Origin of the sequence: Pantoea sp. JKS000250 (assembly GCF_003201065.1) — a bacterium.
In the GTDB taxonomy this organism is placed as follows: Bacteria; Pseudomonadota; Gammaproteobacteria; order Enterobacterales; family Enterobacteriaceae; genus Pantoea; species Pantoea vagans.
This window is the reverse complement of sequence record NZ_QICZ01000001.1, coordinates 2,457,574-2,481,759: the sequence shown is the minus strand read 5'-3', so window position 1 is coordinate 2,481,759 and position 24,186 is coordinate 2,457,574. Positions and strand designations below refer to the sequence as shown.

12 protein-coding genes, 1 tRNA gene and 3 rRNA genes are annotated in these 24,186 nt (G+C 56.3%); 6 read left to right on the top strand and 10 right to left on the bottom strand.

Annotated elements, in window-relative coordinates; genetic code table 11:
* The first annotated feature begins 85 nt into the window (after positions 1-85).
* The 3 genes from BY447_RS11790 to BY447_RS11780 are packed head-to-tail and all read left to right on the top strand — an operon-like array spanning position 86 to position 3,563.
* Positions 86-733 (top strand): YjbF family lipoprotein, encoded by a 648-nt coding sequence (locus BY447_RS11790; protein ID WP_110331185.1) that lies wholly within the window; start codon positions 86-88, stop codon positions 731-733.
* Entirely contained in the window at positions 730-1,473 is a 744-nt protein-coding gene (locus BY447_RS11785) for a capsule biosynthesis GfcC family protein (RefSeq protein WP_033784457.1), read from the top strand. The genes BY447_RS11790 and BY447_RS11785 overlap by 4 nt, the downstream gene beginning before the upstream one ends.
* Positions 1,473-3,563: a YjbH domain-containing protein gene (locus BY447_RS11780; protein WP_013359754.1), complete on the top strand. Its 2,091-nt coding sequence runs from the start codon at positions 1,473-1,475 to the stop codon at positions 3,561-3,563. Before BY447_RS11785 ends, BY447_RS11780 begins: the two co-directional genes overlap by 1 nt.
* Positions 3,564-3,996: 433 nt before the next feature.
* Here BY447_RS11780 and metH read toward each other — a convergent pair whose 3' ends face one another.
* A complete protein-coding gene (gene metH, locus BY447_RS11775; RefSeq protein ID WP_110331933.1) occupies positions 3,997-7,680 on the bottom strand; it encodes a methionine synthase in 3,684 nt (1,227 codons plus the stop codon).
* Between the two features lie 194 nt (positions 7,681-7,874).
* Between metH and iclR the strand changes: the two genes are divergently transcribed.
* Positions 7,875-8,702, top strand: a complete 828-nt coding sequence (gene iclR / locus BY447_RS11770; RefSeq protein WP_033784456.1) for a glyoxylate bypass operon transcriptional repressor IclR — start codon at positions 7,875-7,877, stop codon at positions 8,700-8,702.
* Here the strand turns inward: iclR and aceK are convergent.
* From aceK to BY447_RS11730, 8 genes are all read right to left on the bottom strand, one after another.
* Positions 8,677-10,425, bottom strand: coding sequence for a bifunctional isocitrate dehydrogenase kinase/phosphatase (gene aceK, locus BY447_RS11765; RefSeq protein ID WP_110331184.1), 1,749 nt, complete (start codon positions 10,423-10,425; stop codon positions 8,677-8,679). The two genes, iclR and aceK, sit on opposite strands and share 26 nt — an antisense overlap.
* Positions 10,426-10,487: 62 nt before the next feature.
* On the bottom strand, positions 10,488-11,789 hold the full coding sequence (gene aceA / locus BY447_RS11760) for an isocitrate lyase (protein ID WP_110331183.1): 1,302 nt from the start codon (positions 11,787-11,789) through the stop codon (positions 10,488-10,490).
* Positions 11,790-11,806: 17 nt separating this feature from the next.
* Complete coding sequence (gene aceB, locus BY447_RS11755) at positions 11,807-13,405, bottom strand: malate synthase A (protein WP_107319235.1); 1,599 nt, start codon at positions 13,403-13,405, stop codon at positions 11,807-11,809.
* Positions 13,406-13,667: 262 nt separating this feature from the next.
* Entirely contained in the window at positions 13,668-14,597 is a 930-nt protein-coding gene (metA, locus tag BY447_RS11750) for a homoserine O-acetyltransferase MetA (RefSeq protein WP_110331182.1), read from the bottom strand.
* A 179-nt stretch (positions 14,598-14,776) separates the two neighbouring features.
* Positions 14,777-14,892: ribosomal RNA gene (gene rrf, locus BY447_RS11745) — 5S ribosomal RNA — on the bottom strand.
* A 196-nt stretch (positions 14,893-15,088) separates the two neighbouring features.
* Positions 15,089-17,998 (bottom strand): 23S ribosomal RNA (locus BY447_RS11740).
* A 212-nt stretch (positions 17,999-18,210) separates the two neighbouring features.
* A tRNA-Glu gene (locus BY447_RS11735) sits at positions 18,211-18,286 on the bottom strand.
* Positions 18,287-18,372: 86 nt separating this feature from the next.
* Positions 18,373-19,914 (bottom strand): 16S ribosomal RNA (locus BY447_RS11730).
* The 16S, 23S and 5S rRNA genes sit together here with 1 tRNA gene alongside, the layout of an rRNA operon.
* 632 nt (positions 19,915-20,546) lie before the next feature.
* Here BY447_RS11730 and purH point away from each other — a divergent pair.
* The gene (purH, locus tag BY447_RS11725) at positions 20,547-22,136 is read left to right on the top strand and encodes a bifunctional phosphoribosylaminoimidazolecarboxamide formyltransferase/IMP cyclohydrolase (RefSeq protein ID WP_110331181.1); all 1,590 of its coding nucleotides are present in this window, start codon (positions 20,547-20,549) and stop codon (positions 22,134-22,136) included.
* 19 nt (positions 22,137-22,155) lie between these two features.
* Positions 22,156-23,436 (top strand): phosphoribosylamine--glycine ligase, encoded by a 1,281-nt coding sequence (gene purD, locus BY447_RS11720; protein ID WP_110331180.1) that lies wholly within the window; start codon positions 22,156-22,158, stop codon positions 23,434-23,436.
* A 32-nt stretch (positions 23,437-23,468) separates the two neighbouring features.
* Here the strand turns inward: purD and BY447_RS11715 are convergent, their stop codons facing one another.
* Positions 23,469-24,131 carry a DUF1481 domain-containing protein gene (locus tag BY447_RS11715; protein WP_033784449.1) on the bottom strand — a complete coding sequence of 221 codons (663 nt, stop codon included), beginning with the start codon at positions 24,129-24,131 and terminating at the stop codon, positions 23,469-23,471.
* Positions 24,132-24,186 lie beyond the last annotated feature (55 nt).

The following is a 24,186-nucleotide window of genomic DNA, read 5'->3' as shown; positions in this document are numbered from 1 at the left end:
GCCGTGACGGGCAGAGCACCTTTAAACATAACCACACGCATGTGTGGTTATTTTTTACTTTGGCATGACTTATCAGGGACACACAGTGCGCCGACTTCCTCTGCTGCTCGCTTGCCTGCTGCTGCAGGCCTGTACACAAACGCAAAAAGGTCTTGAACAGACCCTGCTGCTCGCTGTTAACGGTCCGGATGACGTGACCGTCACCGATCAACAGGTCAACAATCTTCCTTATGCCAGTCTCTATGCTCGTCTGAATGACGGTCCGCGCATTTTTGTGGTGCTGGGCTACAACGAGAAGGGGCAGCAGAAATGGGTGACGCAGGATCAGGCGATGCTGGTGACACAGCACGGCCGCCTGGTTAAAACCCTGGGCTTACCGGATAACCTGCTGAGCGTCAGCAATCTGCAACAGGATCCGCTTGCTGACAGCCTGCATATCAGCAATGGCGCAGGCTGGACCCGCATCGTGCAGTGGACCGAGCAGGGCAAGGTTCGCGGCGCGACCGTGCGTTCCACCTTCCAGCGCGGCACCGACGAAGTGCTGACCGTGGCGGGCAACCGTATCCCGTGCCGTGTCTGGCATGAGCAGGTAAGCATCGACAGCAGTAACCGCGAGTGGGAAAACACCTTCTGGATCGACAACAGCAGCGGTGATGTGGTGCAGGCCCATCAGATGCTGGCGGCCGATGCCTTCCCTGTCGATATCACTATTCTGAAGCCGGCGAAATCATGAAAAAAATCACTATTTTGCTGGCCGGGCTGAGCCTGCTCAGCGCCGCAGAAGCGCAGGCGACTGCGCAGGTTATCGTTCATGCACCGCACAACGGCGGTCAGGCTGAGCTGAGCCAGATCGCGGATCTCTCACAGCTGGTGACACTGCCTCCGCTGCAGGCCAACACGGACTGGCGCCGTACCGTTATTGCCGAGCGCGGTGCCAGCGCCGTCGCACAACAGCAATATCAACAGACGCTGGGTGCTTTACGTGCCTGGCGTGCTGACAGCAGCGGCGATCGGGCGGCGGCTATTGATGAGGTCATCCGCCAGCTGAGCGCCATCAACGTGACAGGTCGTCAGTTCACCCCGCTTGACCCGGACTGGATCCGTCTCCATCCGGCGGACAACCGTCGGCTGGAAGGCAGCTATGACCTCTGGCTGCAGACGCCATCCGATTCAGTGCTGCTGCTCGGCGCATTAAGCGGCGCAGGCAAAGTGAGCTGGCAGCCGGGTAAATCAGTACGCGACTATCTGGAGGGTCACCCGTCACTCTCCGGCGCAGAACGCAATTTTGTCACGGTGATTTCGCCTTCCGGCGCCACACAGCAGGTGCCGGTTGCTTACTGGAATCATCGCCACGCGGAAGTGGAGCCAGGCAGCGTTATCTGGCTCGGCTTTTCCTCATGGAGCCTGCCAGGCAGCTATGAAGATCTGAACGATCGCATTCTTTCCGTACTGACTCACCGGATACCAGACTGATGAAAAAACGTTATCTCTTCAGCCTGTTGGCTGTTTCCGTGGCGGCAGCCTGTCAGGCGCAGGCCGACACCTTCCCCGCGCCGGTGGGCCCGTCACAATCTGATTTCGGTGGTGTGGGCCTGATGCAGGTGCCGACGGCGCGCATGGCCAAAGAAGGCGAGTTCAGCCTCAATGCGCGCGACAACGATCAGTACCGCTATTACTCTGCGTCACTGCAGCTCTTTCCCTGGCTGGAGACGACCGTGCGTTATACCGACGTGCGCACCCGGCAGTACAGTGCAGTGTCAGAATTCAGCGGCACGCAGAGCTATAAGGATAAAGCCTTCGACCTGAAACTGCGTCTGTGGCAGGAAGGCTTCTGGCTGCCGGAAGTGGCGGTGGGAACCCGCGATCTCGGCGGTACCGGCCTGTTTGACAGTGAATATGTGGTGGGAACCAAAGCCTGGGGACCGTTCGACTTCACCCTGGGCCTCGGCTGGGGCTATCTCGGCAACAGCGGCACCGTGAAGAACCCGTTCTGCTCCTATAGCGACAGCTATTGCCAGCGTCCACGGGTGGGCGAAGCGGGTTCCATCAATGGCTCGCAGATGTTCCACGGTCCGACAGCATTTTTCGGCGGCGTGGAGTATCAGACGCCCTGGCAGCCGCTGCGTCTCAAGATGGAGTATGAGGGCAACGACTACCAGAATGACTTTGCTGGCCGCCTTGATCAGCGCAGCAAGCTCAACGTCGGCGCGATTTATCGTGTGACCGACTGGGCTGACATCAACGCCAGCTACGAGCGCGGCAACACCTTTATGTTTGGTGTCACCATCCGTACCAACTTCAACGATCTGCGTCAGGCGCACATCGACAGCGAGAAGCCGGCCTACAATCCGCAGCCGCAGCCTCAGTTGCTGGAACCGACGGTAGTCGGGACTCAGCTGACCGATCTGAAATACAACGCTGGTCTTGATGGTCCGCGGATTCAGACTCAGGGCCACACGTTGTATGTGTCAGGCGAGCAGACGAAGTATCGTGATACCCGTGAAGGGGTAGATCGCGCTAACCGCATCATCATGAACCACCTGCCGGACGGCATCGACACCATCAATGTGACCGAGTCGCGCTTTAACATGCCGCAGGTGACTACTGAGACGAAAGTTGCCAGTCTGCGTAACGATCTGGAAGGCTACCCACTGGGCCATGAGCAGCCGCTGCAACAAACCCGCAAAGAACCGGTCGATCCGGGTAACACCGAGCAGGGGATGTTTATCCGCCAGGATCGCCTGAACTATAGCCTGTCACCAGTGCTGAATCAGTCGGTGGGCGGCCCGGAAAGCTTCTACATGTATCAGGTTGGCGTGATGGCCAGCGCGGATTACTGGCTGACGGATCACCTGCTGGTGGGCGGCAGTCTGTTTGGTAACCTCGCTAACAACTACGACAAATTCAACTACAACGGCGCCCCGGCGGACTCTTCGCTGCCGCGCGTGCGTACCCATATTCGCGATTACGTTGAGAACAACGTCTACGTTAACGATCTGCAGGCGAACTATATGGGCCACCTCGGTAACGGCTTCTATGGTCAGGTCTACGGCGGCTATCTGGAGACGATGTACGGCGGCGTGGGCGGCGAGTTGCTTTATCGCCCAGTCGATGCGAACTGGGCGGTCGGCGTCGATGCCAACTACGTCCGTCAGCGTGACTGGGACAATATGATGCAGTTTAACCGCTACAAAGCGTCAACCGGCAACCTGACCGGTTACTGGCGTCCGTGGTTCATGCAGGATGTGCTGGTGAAAACCAGCGTTGGTCAGTATCTGGCGAAAGATAAAGGTGTGACGGTTGATGTGTCGAAGCGCTTCGACAGCGGCGTGATGGTCGGTGTTTATGCCACCAAAACCAACGTGTCGTCTGAAGAGTATGGCGAAGGCGACTTCACCAAAGGCTTCTATATCTCTATCCCGATGGATCTGTTCACCGTGACGCCAACACGCGGTCGCGCGCAGGTGAACTGGGTGCCGCTGACGCGTGATGGCGGTCAGATGCTGGGTCGTAAGTACCAGCTGTATGATCTGACGTCGGATCGCGACGCTCGCTTCAACTAAGCCGAGGCGGCCTCCGGGCCGCTCAACGCTGTTTACAGAAGCAGGCTCAGGGCGCAAACGCCCTGCGTAAAGACGCAAAAACGCCATCCGTGGCATGCTCAGCGCGGGCCATCCCTGGCCCGCGATGCTTTACTCCGGGCGTATGCTCCCATCGCTTTGACTTTGGCACGCGTTTCAGGAAGTCACCTGTATACATGAGCTGGCTGACAGGCCCGGTCAGGGTGACTCTCAGCAATGAAGAAGCCTGATGCGCAGGGAACACGGGCAGAAGAGGAAAGCGTCCCGCGCCAGGGACGGCGCGGGCCGAGCGGCCAGGGACTGGCTTTAGCGCCTTTCCAATCTGACCGTGTTTCCTGTGCTGGCTCGATATTACAGCTGACCAGTACGGTGCGGCTGATCTCCCTTCAGGCGGCCCTCAGGCCGCTTTTTTTATTTAGTCCGCATCGTAGCCGAGATTGGGTGCCAGCCAGCGCTCCACCTCACTCACCGACATCCCTTTGCGTGTCGCATAATCTTCCACCTGATCACGCTGAATCTGCGCCACGGCGAAATAGCGGCTGTCAGGATGACTGAAATACCAGCCGGACACCGCCGCACCCGGCCACATGGCAAAGGATTCGGTCAGTTTCATGCCGGTCTGCTCTTCAACCGCCAGCAGACGCCAGATGGCAGCTTTTTCAGTGTGATCCGGGCAGGCCGGATAGCCTGGCGCCGGACGTATCCCCTGATAATTTTCGCGAATCAGCTCTTCATTGCTGAGGTTTTCGTTGGGCGCAAAGCCCCAGATCACCTTACGCACCCGCTCGTGCAGGTATTCAGCAAAGGCTTCCGCCAGACGGTCCGCCAGCGCTTTGACCATGATCTTGTTGTAGTCATCGTGCTGACGATCATAGGCCTCCGCCAGCGCATCCTCTTCCAGTCCGCCGGTCACCGCGAACGCGCCAAGGTAATCCGCTTTTCCCGCTGACTTCGGGGCAACGAAATCCGCCAGGCAGTAGTTGGCGAAGTCCGTTTTCTCGGTCTGCTGACGTAAGTGATGACTCACACACAAAATTTCATCGCGTCGCTCATCGCGGTAAACATGGATATCATCGCTAACCCGGTTAGCCGGGAAAATACCGACCACGCCACGCGGCTTCAGCAGCGACTCCTCACTTAATCTGTCGAGCATCGCACTGGCATCGGCAAACAGACGCTGCGCTTCTTCACCCACCACCTCATCTTCAAGAATGCGGGGATATTTACCCGCCAGCGACCAGGTCATAAAGAACGGCGTCCAGTCGATGTAGTTGCGTAGCGTCGCAATGCTGGCCTCCACCTGACTGACACCAGTGCGATGCGGTACCGGCGGCGTGTAGCTTTCCCAGTCAATTGAGGTGGCGTTGTGGCGCGCCGCCTGCAGCGGGACCGGCGGCGTGCGTGGCTTTTTACGCGCATGCTGGATGCGAACGGTTTCGTACTCTTTGCGCGTTCGGGCAACGAAGTCGTCTTTCAGCGTGGCGGAGAGCAGCGACGACACCACGCCGACGGTGCGTGAGGCGTTCTGCACATAGACCGTCGGGCCGCTGTAGTGCTGTTCAATTTTGACGGCAGTATGCGCCTTCGAGGTGGTCGCGCCGCCAATCAGCAGCGGTAAGGTAAAGCCCTGCCGCTCCATCTCTTTCGCCATATTGACCATTTCATCCAGCGACGGCGTAATCAGGCCAGACAAGCCGATGATGTCCGCCTTCACTTCACGCGCCGTTTTGAGGATTTTCTCGCCCGGCACCATCACGCCAAGGTCGATAATTTCGTAGTTATTACACTGCAGCACCACGCCGACGATATTCTTGCCGATGTCATGCACGTCACCTTTAACCGTGGCCAGCACGATTTTACCGTTGCTGCGCCCCGCCTCTTTGCTGGCTTCGATAAACGGCTCCAGATACGCTACCGCCTGCTTCATCACGCGCGCCGATTTCACCACCTGTGGCAGGAACATTTTGCCTTCGCCGAACAGGTCGCCGACCACGTTCATCCCGGACATCAGCGGCCCTTCAATCACCTCTATCGGGCGTGGCACCTGCTGACGCGCCTCTTCGGTATCCTGCTCAATGAACTCCGTGATGCCTTTGACCAGCGAATATTCCAGCCGCTTCACCACGTCCCAGCTGCGCCACTCGGCGAGCTGCTTGTCCTGCGCACCATCACTTTTGCCGCCACGGTATTTTTCCGCCAGCGCCAGCAGCCGCTCGGTGCCATCATCCCGTCGGTTGAGGATCACATCTTCCACCGCCTCGCGCAGTTCTGCCGGCAGATCGTCATAGATGGCCAGCTGGCCTGCGTTGACGATGCCCATATCCATGCCGTTACGGATGGCGTAGTAGAGAAACACCGCATGTATCGCTTCACGCACCGGGTCGTTGCCACGGAAGGAAAACGACACGTTTGAGACGCCGCCGGAGATCAGCGCATGGGGCAGTTCACGCTTGATGTCTTCACAGGCACCGATGAAATCCATGGCGTAGTTGTTGTGCTCGTCGATGCCGGTGGCGACCGCAAAGATGTTGGGATCGAAAATGATATCTTCCGGCGGGAAGCCGACCTGTTCGGTCAGAATCCGGTAAGCGCGACGACAGATTTCGATTTTACGGGCGCGGGTATCTGCCTGGCCCACTTCGTCAAACGCCATGACCACCATCGCCGCGCCGTAACGCCGGACCTGGCGCGCATGATGGATAAAGGCCGCTTCCCCCTCTTTCATCGAAATCGAGTTCACAATCCCTTTGCCCTGAATGCACTGCAGCCCTTTCTCAATCACCGCCCATTTCGAGGAGTCGATCATAATCGGCACGCGGGCAATATCCGGTTCGCCCGCAATCAGATTCAGAAACCGCACCATCGCCGCTTCGGCGTCGAGCATTCCTTCATCCATATTGATGTCGATAATCTGCGCGCCGCTCTGCACCTGCTGCAGCGCCACTTCCAGCGCCTCACTGTACTTCTCTTCTTTAATCAGCCGCTTAAATTTTGCTGAGCCGGTGACGTTGGTGCGCTCACCGACGTTAACAAACAGCGACTCTGCGGTGATGTTCAGCGGCTCCAGACCAGAGAGGCGACAGGCCACCGGAATCACAGGCAACCTGCGCGGCGCAACGCCGTCAACCGCCGCGACCATGGCCGCAATATGTTGCGGTGTAGTGCCACAGCAGCCGCCAATAATGTTCAGGAAGCCCGAAGTAGCCCACTCACCTATCTGCTGCGCCATCAGCTCTGCATCGAGATCGTATTCGCCAAAGGCGTTCGGCAGTCCGGCGTTGGGATGGGCAGTGACGTAGCCCTCGGCGATGCGCGACAGCTCCGCCACATACTGACGCAGCTCATCGGGTCCCAGCGCGCAGTTCAGGCCAAAAGAGAGCGGTTCGGCATGACGCAACGAGTTGTAAAACGCTTCGGTGGTCTGGCCGGAGAGCGTCCGGCCGGACGCATCGGTGATGGTGCCGGAGATCATCAGCGGCAGTTTCACACCCAGCGCGTCCATCTCGGTCTTCACCGCATAGACAGCCGCTTTGGCATTCAGCGTATCGAACACCGTTTCGATCATGATGAGGTCAGCACCGCCCTCCACCAGCGCACGGGTCGATTCACGGTAGGCTTCCACCAGCTGTGTAAAGGTGACGTTGCGATAAGCAGGATCGTTGACGTCGGGTGAGATCGAGCAGGTGCGGTTAGTCGGGCCGAGCACACCCGCAACGTAACGCGGACGATCCGGCGTTTTCGCCGTCCACGCATCGGCGCAGGCGCGCGCCAGCCGGGCTGCTTCGAAATTGATCTCCGCCGACAAGCTTTCCATCTGGTAATCTGCCATCGCAATCGACGTGGCGTTGAAGGTGTTGGTTTCGAGGATATCTGCACCGGCAGCCAGATAAGCGTCGTGGATCTCGCGGATCACCGACGGTTTACTCAGCACCAGCAGATCGTTGTTGCCTTTGAGATCGCAGGGCCAGCCAGCAAAACGGCTGCCGCGATAATCTTCTTCCTCCAGCCGGTAGCTCTGGATCATAGTGCCCATGCCGCCATCCAACACCATAATGCGTTGGGCGAGCTGCTGATGTAGCGCGTCGATTTTAGTGCTCACTGTTGCCCCATTCACGTCAGTCTGCTGGCGGAAAACCCTCTTTTTCATTCTGGCACAAGCCTGTCTGGCGACAAAGTAACCTCTTCTGCGACAGGTTCCATCCATGGTCATACAGGTCTGACCAGAAAACCAGCGTTTGCAAACGGTGTGATTAAAACGAAAATGATTTCCACAATGCAAAAGGAGAGACAACGATGGCAACGCCCGTTCCTGTTAAGCGCGGTAAGAAACCCCGCGGCACCCCTGTCGCCGCACCGGCGGGCGGTCAGGTTCAATCGCTGACGCGCGGCCTGACGCTGCTGGAGCTGATTGCGGATTCACATGGCAGCGTGGCGCTGACCGAGCTGGCACAGCAGGCGGGCCTGCCTAACTCCACCACGCATCGCCTGCTCAGCACCATGCAGCAGCAGGGCTTTGTCCGCCAGGTGGGCGATCTCGGGCTGTGGACAATCGGCGCGCACGCCTTTGTGGTTGGCAGCAGTTTTCTGCAAAGCCGCAATCTGCTGGCGCTGGTCCACCCGGTGCTGCGCAGCCTGATGGAGCAGTCCGGTGAGACGGTGAATCTGGCGGTGCTGGATCTCAGCGACCACCAGGCGGTGATCATTGATCAGGTACAATGCACCCAGCTGATGAGGATGTCTGCGCCGATTGGCGGCAAACTGCCGATGCACGCGTCAGGCGCAGGCAAAGCCTTTCTGGCCCATCTGGGTGATGAGCAGGTCACCGCCCTGCTGCATCAGAAAGGATTGCATTACTACACGCCGAAAACCCTGATGTCGCCACAGAGTCTGAAAGAGAATCTGGCGCAGGTGCGCAAAGCGGGTTTTTCGCTGGATGATGAAGAGCATGCGCTCGGACTGCGCTGTGTCGCCGCGCCCATTTATGATGAACATGGCGAGGCGTTTGCCGCTCTTTCGATTTCCGGCCCCATCGCGCGCATGACAGACGATCGGATTACGGAATTAGGTGCGCTGGTCATCCGCGAAGCGCGTCAGGTTACGCTGGCGTATAGCGGCCGTTGACCGTCTCCGCCGCATAGCAGACGCTGAAACGCTGTGTCTGCCGCCAGGCGATCACCTCCTCCACATGACCCAGGGCGAGGCGTTGCTGCTGCGCGCGCCACCAGCGGGCGTCGAATATCTCGGGATGCAGTTGCAGCAGCAAGGCACCGGTCGCGGCTTCACTGCATAACGCATAGCGGAAGGTTTCCGGGAAGACATCGTCCGGCCCGACGCTGTACCACGGTTCGGCGCTGAGTTCATCCTCCTCATAGCGCGCCGCGGGCACCTCGCGAAAATTCAGCTCCTGCATCGGGCGGATCTCATCGTAGTCGTAGAAAATCACGCGCCCATGGCGGGTTATGCCGAAGTTTTTAAACAGCATGTCGCCAGGAAAGATGTTGGCGGCTGCCAGCTGTTTAATGGCATTACCATACTCCTCAATGGCGTGTCGTCGCTCAGCGTCGCTGGCCTGAGCCAGATAGAGATTAAGCGGCTGCATACGACGCTCAAGCCACAGATGATGGATGATCAGGCGATCGCCTTCGATATGCAGCTTCTCTGCCACGCAGGCGTGAAGTTCCGCCAGCAGTGCCGGTGAGATACGCGACAGTGGCAGCGCAAACTGCTCGAACGCCTGCGTATCCGCCATCCGTCCCACGCGATCGTGCTCTTTGACCTGCTGATAACAGGCGCGGACCTGCGCTTCCGTCACCTCTTTTTGCGGTGCGAAGCGATCCTTTATTACCTTGAACACCCAGTCAAAGCCCGGCAGCGTGAAGACCAGCATCACCATGCCGCGCACGCCAGGCGCGATCTCAAAAGCGGTGTCACTCTCTGCCAGCGCCTGAAGATATTCACGATAGCTTTCAGTTTTACCGTGCTTCTGACAGCCAATCGCCATATAGCGCTCCGCCAGGGTTTTACCGGGCAGAATCGGTTGCAGCCAGGCGACCAGCGCTGCAGGCACCGGGGCATACACCATGAAATAGGCACGGGCAAAACCAAACACAATGCTGGCGTCATTCACATCAGTCAGGCAGGTGTCGATCCACAGTTCGCCAGCTTCCGTGCGCTGGATCGGCAGCAGACAGGGAAAAATGCCTTCCGGCAGCTGCAGGCGCGCCACCAGCCAGGCGGTTTTGTTGCGATAGAAGAGTTCACTGTTGACCTCCAGCCAGCCCTGATCAAGCCGGGGGAAATGCGACGCCAGATGGCGGACAATCCACCCGACATCACGCGCGCGGTGCTGCCAGGGCAGCGTCAGCGGTAAATCTCCCAGCACCTGATCCACCAATGCCTGCCAGCCCCGCTCCGGCTGATAATGGCGCGACAACGGTCGCAAAGGTGTCACCGGCGCAGTCTGGGCCTGAGAGCTGAAAATAAACAGCCGGTCCGGCTGCAGGTCGGTATGTCCATGCAACCGGCAGTAAACCGAGTTAAAGAAGCTTTCAGCAATTTCATGCCGGGGATAGCCGGGCAGCAGGCTTTGATAGTGTTCCTTGACCCGCAGCCAGAAAATCTCATCCCAGCTGGCCGCGCCATTCAGCACCCGCAGTTGATCGGCGACAAGACTGACGTGATGATCATAGAGATGAATGCGGGCCTTCATCGCATGCTGCACTGCCTGCCATTCTGCCTGCTCGAACCGCTGCTGCGCCCCGGCGGTAATATCCAGAAAACGGCCATACTGAGCATCAAAACCCTGCAGGATAGTGTGGGCGATCAGGGATTCACGTGGCGGCATAGTCAGATCCGGTCAATGCCCGCCCGCGTGGTGCGGGCGGGGAATCCGTCATAGGAGAAGCGTCAGAACTGATGCTCTTCGGTCGAACCGGTGAGCGCGGTGACCGAAGACTTACCGCCCTGAATGATGTTGGTCACCTGATCGAAATAGCCAGTGCCCACTTCCTGCTGATGTGACGAGAAGCTGTAACCGCGATCGCGGGCGGCGAACTCAGGCTGCTGCACTTTTTCCACGTAGTGACGCATGCCTTCGCCCTGGGCATAGGCATGCGCCAGATCGAACATGTTGAACCACATGCTGTGGATGCCCGCCAGCGTGATGAACTGGAAGCGATAGCCCATGTCGCTCAGCGCCTGCTGGAACTTCGCGATGGTGCGGTCGTCGAGGTTCTTCTTCCAGTTGAACGATGGCGAGCAGTTGTAGGCCAGCAGTTGGCCGGGGAAGCGCGCATGGATGGCGTCGGCAAAGCGCTGCGCCATCGCCAGATCCGGCGTCGAGGTTTCGCACCACAGAATGTCAGCATAAGGGGCATAGGCCAGCCCGCGGCTGATCGCCTGTTCAATGCCAGCGTGTGTGCGGAAGAAGCCTTCTGCCGTCCGATCGCCACGGATAAAAGGACGATCGTATTCATCGCAGTCTGAGGTAATCAGGTCCGCGGCGTCGGCATCGGTGCGGGCCAGCAGTACCGTTGGCACGCCCATGACATCCGCAGCCAGCCGCGCCGCCACCAGTTTCTGAATCGCTTCCTGAGTCGGTACCAGCACTTTGCCACCCATGTGACCGCACTTTTTTACCGCCGCCAGCTGATCTTCGAAGTGAACCGCAGCCGCGCCCGCCTGAATCATCGCCTTCATCAGCTCATACGCATTGAGCACGCCGCCAAAACCGGCTTCCGCATCAGCGACAATCGGCAGAAAGAAATCGGTGTATCGGCTGTCACCCTTTTCGATACCGCTGGACCACTGAATCTGATCGGCACGCTGAAAGGTCTGATTGATGCGCATCACCACTTCCGGCACCGAGTTCACCGGGTAGAGCGACTGATCGGGATACATCTGCCCGGCTACGTTGGCATCCGCAGCCACCTGCCAGCCAGAAAGGTAAATTGCTTCAATGCCCGCTTTGGCCTGCTGCAGCGCCTGTCCACCGCTGAGCGCCCCCAGACTGTTGATATACCCTTTCTTCGCTTCGCCGTTCAGCAGCGCCCATAACTTCTCCGCACCGCGCTCTGCCAGCGTACAGGCGGGCAGGACCGAGCCGCGCAGATTGACGACCTCTGCGGCGCTATAAGGACGGGTAATGCCCTCCCAGCGTGCGGTCTGCCAGAGTTGTTCCAGTTGATCGATCTGTTGAGTACGTGTCATGGCAATAGCTCCTCTGTTCAGGGGATCAGGCGGTAGCCTGGCAGGGTAAGAAAGGAAACCAGCTCGCGCTCGGTGGTGATCTGCGCCATCAGCTGCGCCGCGTCATCATAGCGACCGGCACTAAAGCGGGCTTCACCCAGCGCGTTTTGCAGCAGATGCAGCTCTTCGTTCAGCCAGCGCAGAAACAGTTCGGCCGTGACCCGCTGGCCACTGTTCAGCATTTGCTGGTGACGAATCCATTGCCAGATTGAGGTGCGTGCAATCTCAGCGGTAGCGGCATCCTCCATCAGCCCGTCAATCGGCACACAGCCGTTACCGCTGATCCAGGCTTCAAGGTATTGCAGGGCGACGCGGATGTTGGCGCGCATCCCCGCTTCGGTGCGCTCACCCTGACAGGGTGCGAGTAATTGCTCCGCCGTGATCGGGGCATCTTCTTCACGCATGACATGCAGCTGATTCGGCCGGTCGTCCAGCGCAGCATCAAAGACCGCCATAGCGGTATCTGCCAGGCCCGGATGCGCAATCCATGTGCCGTCATGCCCGTTGCCCGCCTCCCGTTGTTTATCTTCCGTCACGCGCTGCAGCACCCAGGCATTGCGCGTCGGATCTTTAGCGGGGATCAGCGCTGACATACCGCCCATCGCGAATGCTCCCCGGCGATGACAGGTTTTAATCAGCAGACGCGAGTAAGCATCCAGAAATGGCTGAGACATGGTGACGGACTGGCGATCCGGCAGGACGCGATCCGGATGCTGTTTCAGGGTTTTGATGTAGCTGAAGATGTAGTCCCAGCGGCCACAGTTGAGTCCAACGATGTGATCGCGCAGATTCCAGAGGATCTCATCCATCTGAAACACGGCGGGTAAGGTTTCAATCAGCACTGTTGCTTTGATCGTGCCGCGCGGCAGATCGAACTGATCCTCGCTGAAGCTGAAGATCTCACGCCACCATGCGATCTCCTGCCAGCTCTCGGTCTTAGGCAGATAGAAGTAAGGTCCACTGCCCTTAGCCAGCAAAGGCCGGACGTTGTGGAAGAAATAGAGTGCGAAATCAAACAGCCCGCCCGGAATCGCCTCACCCTGCCAGCTGACATGTTTTTCTGACAGATGCAGGCCGCGAACCCGGCACATCAGCACCGCTGGATTAGCGCCGAGCTGATAAATTTTGCCCGTGTCGCTGGTGTAACTCAGGGTGCCCTGCACCGCTTCGCGCAGTGTCAGCTGCCCGTCAATCAGTTTTGACCACTCCGGTGACAGCGAATCCTCAAAGTCGGCCATAAAAACTTTTACGTTTGCGTTCAGGGCATTAATCACCATTTTTCGCTCGGGTGGCCCCGTGATCTCGACCCGACGATCTTCTAAGTCTGCCGGAATGGATTGAATACGCCATTCGCTGGCTCTTATGGAAGCGGTTTCCATATCGAAGTCTGGCAGATAGCCCTGGTCATATTGCTGCTGACGCTGCTGGCGATCTGATAACAGCACGTCGCGTTGCGGTGCAAAGCGCGCAACCAGCGCCTCCAGAAAAGAGACGGCCTCGAGGGTTAATAACTGCTGTTCGGCATGGTTAAAGGGCTGGCTGAAAGAGAGGGTATGGCTGATCACTGAGTCTGTCATGCTGGTTTTCTCCTGTATTCAAAGGATCGAATGCAGCGGATCCACACGGTGTTCGTTTTGTGAGCGACAGGATCAGAGCATAAGCATTTATTTTTCTAAATCAAAAACTATTTCCATTTTTGCATATAAATTATTCTATCCCGATGTTTTACATGCAATTAAAGTCCTTTTTATTAAAGGAACGGATTTCATTAGCGTTTTACAGACGAAAAAAAACCGTGTTGCCTTTGGCTAACACGGTTCAGTTGATCGTCAGGTGGGACTATTCCAGCGTTGGATTCATGCGGCGCAGATCGAACGGAGTGATCTGGTAAACATAGTAGTTGAGCCAGTTCGAGAACAGCAGATTGCCGTGACTTCGCCAGGTGGCGCGCGGTGGCAGAGCCGGATTATCCTGCGGGAAGTAGTTATATGGAACTTCCGGGCCGACTCCCGCTTCATAATCGCGATGATACTCACCCGACAACGTCAGCGCATCATACTCCGGGTGACCGGTAACAAACACCAGACGTTTATCTTTACTCGCCATCAGATAGGCGCCGGTTTGTTCCGATTCAGCAAACAGCTCAAGATCGGTGTAATCCGTGATCAGCTGAGTAGGAAAATCAGCATAGCGTGAGTGTGGCGCAAGGAAATTATCATCAAAACCTCGGGTCAGTAACGCATGGGGATGCAGAATCTGGTGCTCATAGACGCCAGACAGCTTGTTATGCCGGGTTTGCTTGGGAATGCCATACAGAATATTAAGCGCAGCCTGCACGGCCCAGCAGACAAACAGGGTGGAGGTGACATGCTCATTTGCCCAGTGCAGTACGCGCTGAATCTGGGGCCAGTAGGCGACATCATTAAAATCGACCAGTCCCAGTGGTGCACCTGTCACGATTAAGCCATCGTAGTTGTCGTGCTGGATATCTTCAAAATTGCAGTAGAAGTTGTTGAGGTGCTCAGTGGGCGTATTGCGTGACTCACGGCTGTCGATGCGCAGCAGCTGAATATCGATCTGCAAGGGCGAGTTGGAAAGCAGACGCAGAAACTGGTTCTCCGTTTCGATCTTTTTCGGCATCAGATTCAGTATGAGCACTTTAAGCGGTCGGATCTCCTGAACACTGGCGCGCGACGATGTCATGACAAAGACATTTTCGTCACGCAAAAAATTCACTGCCGGTAATTCGTCGGGAACCCTGATTGGCATAGCCTGCTCACCTCTCGCAACCATATAAACGTTTAGACATCTGGATGCCCAACATTAGCGTGATCGTTGTAAGATGTCGAGGTTTCATGCAGAAAATGAAAATGTTTCAGCTTAAAGTGGCAAACAACAGACGTAAAAAAGCCCCGCACTTTCGTGCGGGGCTTTTTCACTTATTTGATGCCTGGCAGTTCCCTACTCTCGCATGGGGAGGCCCCACACTACCATCGGCGCTACGGCGTTTCACTTCTGAGTTCGGCATGGGGTCAGGTGGGACCACCGCGCTACAGCCGCCAGGCAAATCTTGGTGCACGAAACGAATCTTTCCCGCCATGACCGCGTTGCCATCGCTCAGCCACACCGGTCACATACCTCAGTATGCTCCCGCTGATGTCTTCGCTCTGCGCCTTGTCACGCCGCAAAATCTTTCGTTTCCGCTAATTTTATCCGGAATAAGCTGAAAATCTGTCTCTCAAAAACGCCTCTGGCGTTGTAAGGTTAAGCCTCACGGGTCATTAGTACCGGTTAGCTCAACGCATCGCTGCGCTTACACACCCGGCCTATCAACGTCGTAGTCTTCAACGTCCCTTCAGGACCCTCAAGGGGTCAGGGAGAACTCATCTCGGGGCAAGTTTCGTGCTTAGATGCTTTCAGCACTTATCTTTTCCGCACTTAGCTACCGGGCAATGCCATTGGCATGACAACCCGAACACCAGTGGTGCGTTCACTCCGGTCCTCTCGTACTAGGAGCAACCCCCCTCAATTCTCCAGCGCCCACGGCAGATAGGGACCGAACTGTCTCACGACGTTCTAAACCCAGCTCGCGTACCACTTTAAACGGCGAACAGCCGTACCCTTGGGACCTACTTCAGCCCCAGGATGTGATGAGCCGACATCGAGGTGCCAAACACCGCCGTCGATATGAACTCTTGGGCGGTATCAGCCTGTTATCCCCGGAGTACCTTTTATCCGTTGAGCGATGGCCCTTCCATTCAGAACCACCGGATCACTATGACCTGCTTTCGCACCTGCTCGAGCCGTCACTCTCGCAGTCAAGCCAGCTTATGCCATTGCACTAACCTCACGATGTCCGACCGTGATTAGCTGACCTTCGTGCTCCTCCGTTACTCTTTAGGAGGAGACCGCCCCAGTCAAACTACCCACCAGACACTGTCCGCAGCCCGGATCACGGGCCTACGTTAGAACATCAAACATTAAAGGGTGGTATTTCAAGGTTGGCTCCACGCAGACTGGCGTCCGCGCTTCAAAGCCTCCCACCTATCCTACACATCAAGGCTCAATGTTCAGTGTCAAGCTGTAGTAAAGGTTCACGGGGTCTTTCCGTCTTGCCGCGGGTACACTGCATCTTCACAGCGAGTTCAATTTCACTGAGTCTCGGGTGGAGACAGCCTGGCCATCATTACGCCATTCGTGCAGGTCGGAACTTACCCGACAAGGAATTTCGCTACCTTAGGACCGTTATAGTTACGGCCGCCGTTTACCGGGGCTTCGATCAAGAGCTTCTCCTTGCGGATAACCCCATCAATTAACCTTCCGGCACCGGGCAGGCGTCACACCGTATACGTCCACTTTCGTGTTTGCACAGTGCTGTGTTTTTAATAAACAGTTGCAGCCAGCTGGTATCTTCGACTGGCTTCGGCTCGGGGAGTAAATCCCTCCACCTACGCGCCAGCGTGCCTTCTCCCGAAGTTACGGCACCATTTTGCCTAGTTCCTTCACCCGAGTTCTCTCAAGCGCCTTGGTATTCTCTACCTGACCACCTGTGTCGGTTTGGGGTACGATTCTGTGTTACCTGATGCTTAGAGGCTTTTCCTGGAAGCAGGGCATTTATCACTTCAGCACCGTAGTGCCTCGTCGTCACGCCTCAGCGTTAATAAGGGACCGGATTTACCTGGACCCTCCGCCTACACGCTTAAACCGGGACAACCGTCGCCCGGCTGATATAGCCTTCTCCGTCCCCCCTTCGCAGTAACACCGAGTACAGGAATATTAACCTGTTTCCCATCGACTACGCCTTTCGGCCTCGCCTTAGGGGTCGACTCACCCTGCTCCGATTAACGTTGAACAGGAACCCTTGGTCTTCCGGCGAGCGGGCTTTTCACCCGCTTTATCGTTACTTATGTCAGCATTCGCACTTCTGATACCTCCAGCATGCCTCACAGCACACCTTCGACGGCTTACAGAACGCTCCCCTACCCAACAACGCATAAGCGTCGCTGCCGCAGCTTCGGTGCATGGTTTAGCCCCGTTACATCTTCCGCGCAGGCCGACTCGACCAGTGAGCTATTACGCTTTCTTTAAATGATGGCTGCTTCTAAGCCAACATCCTGGCTGTCTGTGCCTTCCCACATCGTTTCCCACTTAACCATGACTTTGGGACCTTAGCTGGCGGTCTGGGTTGTTTCCCTCTTCACGACGGACGTTAGCACCCGCCGTGTGTCTCCCGTGATAACATTCCTCGGTATTCGCAGTTTGCATCGGGTTGGTAAGCCGGGATGGCCCCCTAGCCGAAACAGTGCTCTACCCCCGAGGATGAGTTCACGAGGCGCTACCTAAATAGCTTTCGGGGAGAACCAGCTATCTCCCGGTTTGATTGGCCTTTCACCCCCAGCCACAGGTCATCCGCTAATTTTTCAACATTAGTCGGTTCGGTCCTCCAGTTAGTGTTACCCAACCTTCAACCTGCCCATGGCTAGATCACCGGGTTTCGGGTCTATACCCTGCAACTTAACGCCCAGTTAAGACTCGGTTTCCCTGCGGCTCCCCTATACGGTTAACCTTGCTACAGAATATAAGTCGCTGACCCATTATACAAAAGGTACGCAGTCACCCTGATAAATCAAGGCTCCCACTGCTTGTACGTACACGGTTTCAGGTTCTGTTTCACTCCCCTCGCCGGGGTTCTTTTCGCCTTTCCCTCACGGTACTGGTTCACTATCGGTCAGTCAGGAGTATTTAGCCTTGGAGGATGGTCCCCCCATATTCAGACAGGATACCACGTGTCCCGCCTTACTCATCGAGCTCACAGCATATGCGCTTTTGTGTACGGGAGTATCACCCTGTACCCTGCGACTTTCCAGACGCTTCCACTAACACACATGCTGATTCAGGCTCTGGGCTGCTCCCCGTTCGCTCGCCGCTACTGGGGGAATCTCGGTTGATTTCTTTTCCTCGGGGTACTTAGATGTTTCAGTTCCCCCGGTTCGCCTTGCAGCACTATGTATTCATGCTGCAATGATGCACAGAGTGCACCGGGTTTCCCCATTCGGACATCGACGGCTGTAGCGGTTCATATCACCTTACCGTCGCTTTACGCAGATTAGCACGTCCTTCATCGCCTCTGACTGCCTGGGCATCCACCGTGTACGCTTAGTCGCTTAACCTCACAACCCACAGGCGTTTTTCAACGCTGTAAGCTGTAAGCATTTGAGAGACTCGAACGCATCGTATTTTTCATTCTTATTACGGAGAATGAAAACGACACGTCGTTTCAATTTTCAGCTTGTTCCGGATTGTTAAAGAGCAATATCTTAAACATGACTCGTAAGTCATCTTTAAGATATGTGGGTAACATCTTTCACCTGTCACCAAGCTTTGGCGTCCCCTAGGGGATTCGAACCCCTGTTACCGCCGTGAAAGGGCGGTGTCCTGGGCCTCTAGACGAAGGGGACAATTAAGTCTGTCTTCGAAAGACACTTTGCTCGTTATTTTCTATCAGACAATCTGTGTGGACACTGCGCGGGAAGGTATCTTCAGGTAAGGAGGTGATCCAACCGCAGGTTCCCCTACGGTTACCTTGTTACGACTTCACCCCAGTCATGAATCACAAAGTGGTAAGCGCCCTCCCGAAGGTTAAGCTACCTACTTCTTTTGCAACCCACTCCCATGGTGTGACGGGCGGTGTGTACAAGGCCCGGGAACGTATTCACCGTGGCATTCTGATCCACGATTACTAGCGATTCCGACTTCACGGAGTCGAGTTGCAGACTCCGATCCGGACTACGACGCACTTTGTGAGGTCCGCTTGCTCTCGCGAGGTCGCTTCTCTTTGTATGCGCCATTGTAGCACGTGTGTAGCCCTACTCGTAAGGGCCATGATGACTTGACGTCATCCCCACCTTCCTCCGGTTTATCACCGGCAGTCTCCTTTGAGTTCCCGACCGAATCGCTGGCAACAAAGGATAAGGGTTGCGCTCGTTGCGGGACTTAACCCAACATTTCACAACACGAGCTGACGACAGCCATGCAGCACCTGTCTCACGGTTCCCGAAGGCACTAAGGCATCTCTGCCAAATTCCGTGGATGTCAAGAGTAGGTAAGGTTCTTCGCGTTGCATCGAATTAAACCACATGCTCCACCGCTTGTGCGGGCCCCCGTCAATTCATTTGAGTTTTAACCTTGCGGCCGTACTCCCCAGGCGGTCGACTTAACGCGTTAGCTCCGGAAGCCACTCCTCAAGGGAACAACCTCCAAGTCGACATCGTTTACGGCGTGGACTACCAGGGTATCTAATCCTGTTTGCTCCCCACGCTTTCGCACCTGAGCGTCAGTCTTTGTCCAGGGGGCCGCCTTCGCCACCGGTATTCCTCCAGATCTCTACGCATTTCACCGCTACACCTGGAATTCTACCCCCCTCTACAAGACTCAAGCCTGCCAGTTTCAAATGCAGTTCCCAGGTTAAGCCCGGGGATTTCACATCTGACTTAACAGACCGCCTGCGTGCGCTTTACGCCCAGTAATTCCGATTAACGCTTGCACCCTCCGTATTACCGCGGCTGCTGGCACGGAGTTAGCCGGTGCTTCTTCTGCGGGTAACGTCAATCGACGCGGTTATTAACCACATCGCCTTCCTCCCCGCTGAAAGTACTTTACAACCCGAAGGCCTTCTTCATACACGCGGCATGGCTGCATCAGGCTTGCGCCCATTGTGCAATATTCCCCACTGCTGCCTCCCGTAGGAGTCTGGACCGTGTCTCAGTTCCAGTGTGGCTGGTCATCCTCTCAGACCAGCTAGGGATCGTCGCCTAGGTGGGCCATTACCCCGCCTACTAGCTAATCCCATCTGGGTTCATCCGATAGTGAGAGGCCCGAAGGTCCCCCTCTTTGGTCTTGCGACGTTATGCGGTATTAGCCACCGTTTCCAGTGGTTATCCCCCTCTATCGGGCAGATCCCCAGACATTACTCACCCGTCCGCCACTCGTCACCCAAGGAGCAAGCTCCTCTGTGCTACCGTCCGACTTGCATGTGTTAGGCCTGCCGCCAGCGTTCAATCTGAGCCATGATCAAACTCTTCAATTTAAGTTTGATTTGCTTAAACAAGTTAAGCGGTGCTCATCTGTAAAACGTCATAATGAATTTCATTATGTGTTCACTCGTGAGGCTTTGATATTTTGTTGCGTCCTAAGACGCTGATATCAATCCTGCGAGTGCCCACACAGATTGTCTGATAAATTGTTAAAGAGCAGTGCGAACAGTGCGTTAGCGTCCTGTCGCGAGGTGGCGTATATTACGCTTTCCTCCTGCAGAGTCAACCTCTTTCTCAGAAGTTTTTCTCCGGCGGCGCAGTCTCCTGTGCCTCTCAGCCCGTTTCCCGTTGCCGGTGTTCCGTGTTGATGGATGCGCATTATAGGGAGTTCGCGCAGGGGCGCAACCCATAAAATGCATAAAAAAGCGCGTTCGCTGCATTCCACAGCAAAAGCCGCTGTTATACGCAGTTACGCACAATGTTATCCACACTCATTGGGGTAAATGAATTTAGGCGAGCATCACGCAAACGTTTTCGCTACAATGCCGGGCAATATTCCGGACCCCCCTTATCGGGGCGTTACCTGAGGTTTTTGATCTTTTCTTCTTATATAGAAGAGAAAAACGCGATAAAACCTGATGTAACGCTCTTATATACGCGAAACAAAGCCAAGGGATAAACCACCATGCAACAACCTCGTCCTGTACGCCGCGCATTGCTCAGTGTCTCTGACAAAGCCGGTATCCTCGAATTTGCTCAGGCGCTCTCCCATCGCGGTGTCGAACTGCTCTCCACAGGTGGAACCGCTCGCCTGCTGGCGGATGCGGGCCTGGCTGTCACTGAAGTCTCTGACTACACCGGTTTTCCGGAAATGATGGATGGACGCGTCAAAACCCTGCATCCGAAAGTGCATGGCGGCATTTTAGGTCGTCGCGGCCAGGATGATGCCATCATGGCACAGCACGACATCAGCCCAATCGACATGGTGGTCGTTAACCTCTATCCCTTTGCACAGACGGTCGCCCGTGAAGGATGTTCACTGGAAGATGCGGTGGAAAACATCGATATCGGTGGCCCGACCATGGTGCGCTCTGCTGCCAAGAACCATAAAGATGTCGCCATTGTGGTCAGCAGCGGCGACTACGACGCCATCATTGCTGAAATGGACACTCACGAGAACGCGCTGACGCTTGAGACCCGTTTCGATCTGGCAATCAAAGCGTTCGAACACACCGCCGCCTATGACAGCATGATCGCTAACTACTTCGGTACCCTGGTGCCTGCCTATCACGGTGAACGTAACCAGCCCGCCGGCCGTTTCCCACGGACGCTGAATCTGAACTTCATCAAGAAGCAGGATATGCGTTACGGCGAGAACAGCCATCAGGATGCTGCCTTCTATATAGAAGAGAATATCACTGAAGCCTCAGTAGCGACCGCGCAGCAGGTTCAGGGCAAAGCGCTCTCCTATAACAATATTGCTGACACAGATGCGGCACTGGAGTGTGTGAAAGAGTTCAGTGAACCCGCGTGCGTCATCGTTAAGCATGCCAACCCTTGTGGTGTCGCAACCGGTGACGATCTGCTGGCAGCCTACGAGCGTGCTTACCAGACCGACCCCACTTCCGCGTTTGGCGGCATCATTGCCTTTAACCGCGAGCTGGATGAAGCAACGGCGCAGGCCATTATCAGCCGCCAGTTTGTTGAGGTGATCATCGCGCCCGCCGTTTCCGAAGCCGCGCTGAAAATTACCGCTGCGAAGCAGAATGTCCGTGTCCTGATCTGCGGCCAGTGGCAGAACCGTACCGCCGCCCTGGATTTCAAACGCGTCAACGGCGGCCTGCTGGTCCAGGATCGCGATCTTGGCATGGTGGAAGCCAGCCAGCTGCGTGTCGTCAGCAAGCGCCAGCCAACCGGGCAGGAACTGCGCGATGCACTGTTCTGCTGGAAAGTTGCGAAGTTCGTTAAGTCCAATGCCATTGTGTATGCACGCGACAACATGACTATCGGCATTGGTGCGGGTCAGATGAGCCGCGTTTACTCCGCAAAAATTGCAGGTATTAAAGCAGCCGATGAAGGTCTGGAAGTGATAGGCTCAGCCATGGCGTCAGATGCCTTCTTCCCGTTCCGCGACGGTATTGATGCTGCCGCCGCGGCAGGCGTGAGCTGCGTTATCCAGCCAGGCGGCTCCATCCGCGATGAAGAAGTGATTGCGGCAGCGGATGAGCATGACATTGCGATGATCTTCACCGACATGCGTCACTTCCGCCATTAATCGATTCGGAGAGTAACAGATGAAAATTTTAGTAATCGGCAACGGCGGACGTGAACATGCTCTGGCCTGGAAAGCGGCCCAGTCACCACTGGCGGAAACCGTATTTGTCGCGCCGGGTAATGCGGGCACGGCATTAGAACCTGCGCTGCAGAATGTCGCAATCGGAGCCACCGACATCCCTGCTCTGCTTGAGTTTGCTCAGCGTGAAAAGATCGATCTGACGATTGTCGGACCGGAAGCGCCGCTGGTGCTCGGCGTCGTAGATGCCTTCCGTGAAGCGGGGCTGGCTATCTTTGGTCCGACGCAGGCCGCGGCACAGCTGGAAGGCTCTAAAGCCTTTACCAAAGATTTCCTGGCGCGTCATCAGATCCCCAGCGCAGCGTATCAGAACTTTACCGACGTTGAGCCTGCTCTTGCGTATCTGCGTGAGAAAGGCGCGCCCATTGTTATCAAAGCCGACGGCCTGGCCGCAGGTAAAGGCGTCATTGTCGCGATGACGCTGCAGGAAGCTGAAGATGCGGTTCAGGATATGCTGGCCGGTAACGCCTTTGGCGATGCCGGACACCGTATTGTGATTGAAGAGTTTCTGGATGGCGAAGAAGCCAGCTTCATCGTGATGGTGGACGGCGAGAATGTGCTGCCTATGGCCACCAGCCAGGATCATAAACGTGTCGGCGATGGCGATACCGGTCCGAACACCGGTGGCATGGGCGCTTACTCGCCGGCACCGGTGGTCACCGATGAGATCCACCAGCGCGTGATGGATCAGGTCATCTGGCCGACCGTACGTGGCATGGCGGCTGAAGGCAACATCTACACCGGTTTTCTCTATGCCGGCCTGATGATCGATCACACCGGGCAGCCGAAAGTGATCGAATTTAACTGCCGCTTCGGCGATCCGGAAACGCAGCCGATCATGCTGCGCCTGCAGTCGGATCTGGTCGATCTTTGCCTGGCTGCCTGCGACGGCAAGCTGGATCAGAAAACGTCACAATGGGATCCCCGTCCTGCGCTGGGTGTGGTACTGGCGGCCGGCGGTTATCCGGGTGATTATGCTCAGGGCGATCAGATTCATGGGCTGCCACTGGAAGAAGTGGCTGACGGCAAGGTTTTCCACGCCGGAACACGTCTGGAAGAGGATCGGGTGTTGACGAACGGTGGCCGCGTGCTGTGCGTCACCGCACTGGGTGACGATGTGGCTGCGGCACAAAAGCGGGCTTACGAGCTGACAAAGCCGATCTCCTGGCAGGGCAGCTTCTGTCGCCGCGATATCGGCTATCGCGCTATTAATCGCAAATAAGCAAAGGGGGCACAGGGTGCCCCCTCTTCAATTCACATATCGTCTTCTGTCGGCTGCTGTGAGCAGTCATCCTGCTGGCTGACCCGCAACAACTGTATCCCTTCAGGCGCTTCAAGCCATGACACCATCAGTGGTGCCGATGCGCTACGCTGCTGCTGTATCAGCATCTGCAGATCGTCAGCATCAAAAGCGGGTCTGACCTGCTGGCCTTCACAACTCTCCAGCACATTATTTCCCAGCCAGTGCCCCTGTTTCAGAAACACCTGACCGCTTAACAGCGCATCGCTGAGGTTACGCATGCGCTGAGCATCAAACTTATAGAGTTCAATCGAATCCGGGCTGACCGCTTCACGCCGGCCTGCAAGCTGGCGCTGCATAAAGTTGAGACCACCGGCCTGGTCGAAGCGCAGGGTCACATCGTCAGGTTGCTTGCCCTTCACCTGTCGCTGAATGCTGATCAATGACTCTTCCAGCCAGACATAGTCAGTCACTTCACCTTCCCCGCCACTGAACGGCGTATAGAGGGTGCGAATATGAACCGACTGATGATCGCTATTTTTGCGCCAGATTCGCACAACACCACGATCGGCAAGATAGCCACTGGCAGAAAAGGGAGGAATATCCGGCGTCGAGCTACAGCCGAAAAGAAACAGAGAGAGAAACAGAACAGATAAACGCGGTAACAGCGAAGTCATGATGGCTGGCCTCTTAAAAACAAAAGGGGCGAAACGCCCCCTGTTTTAAAGCTTA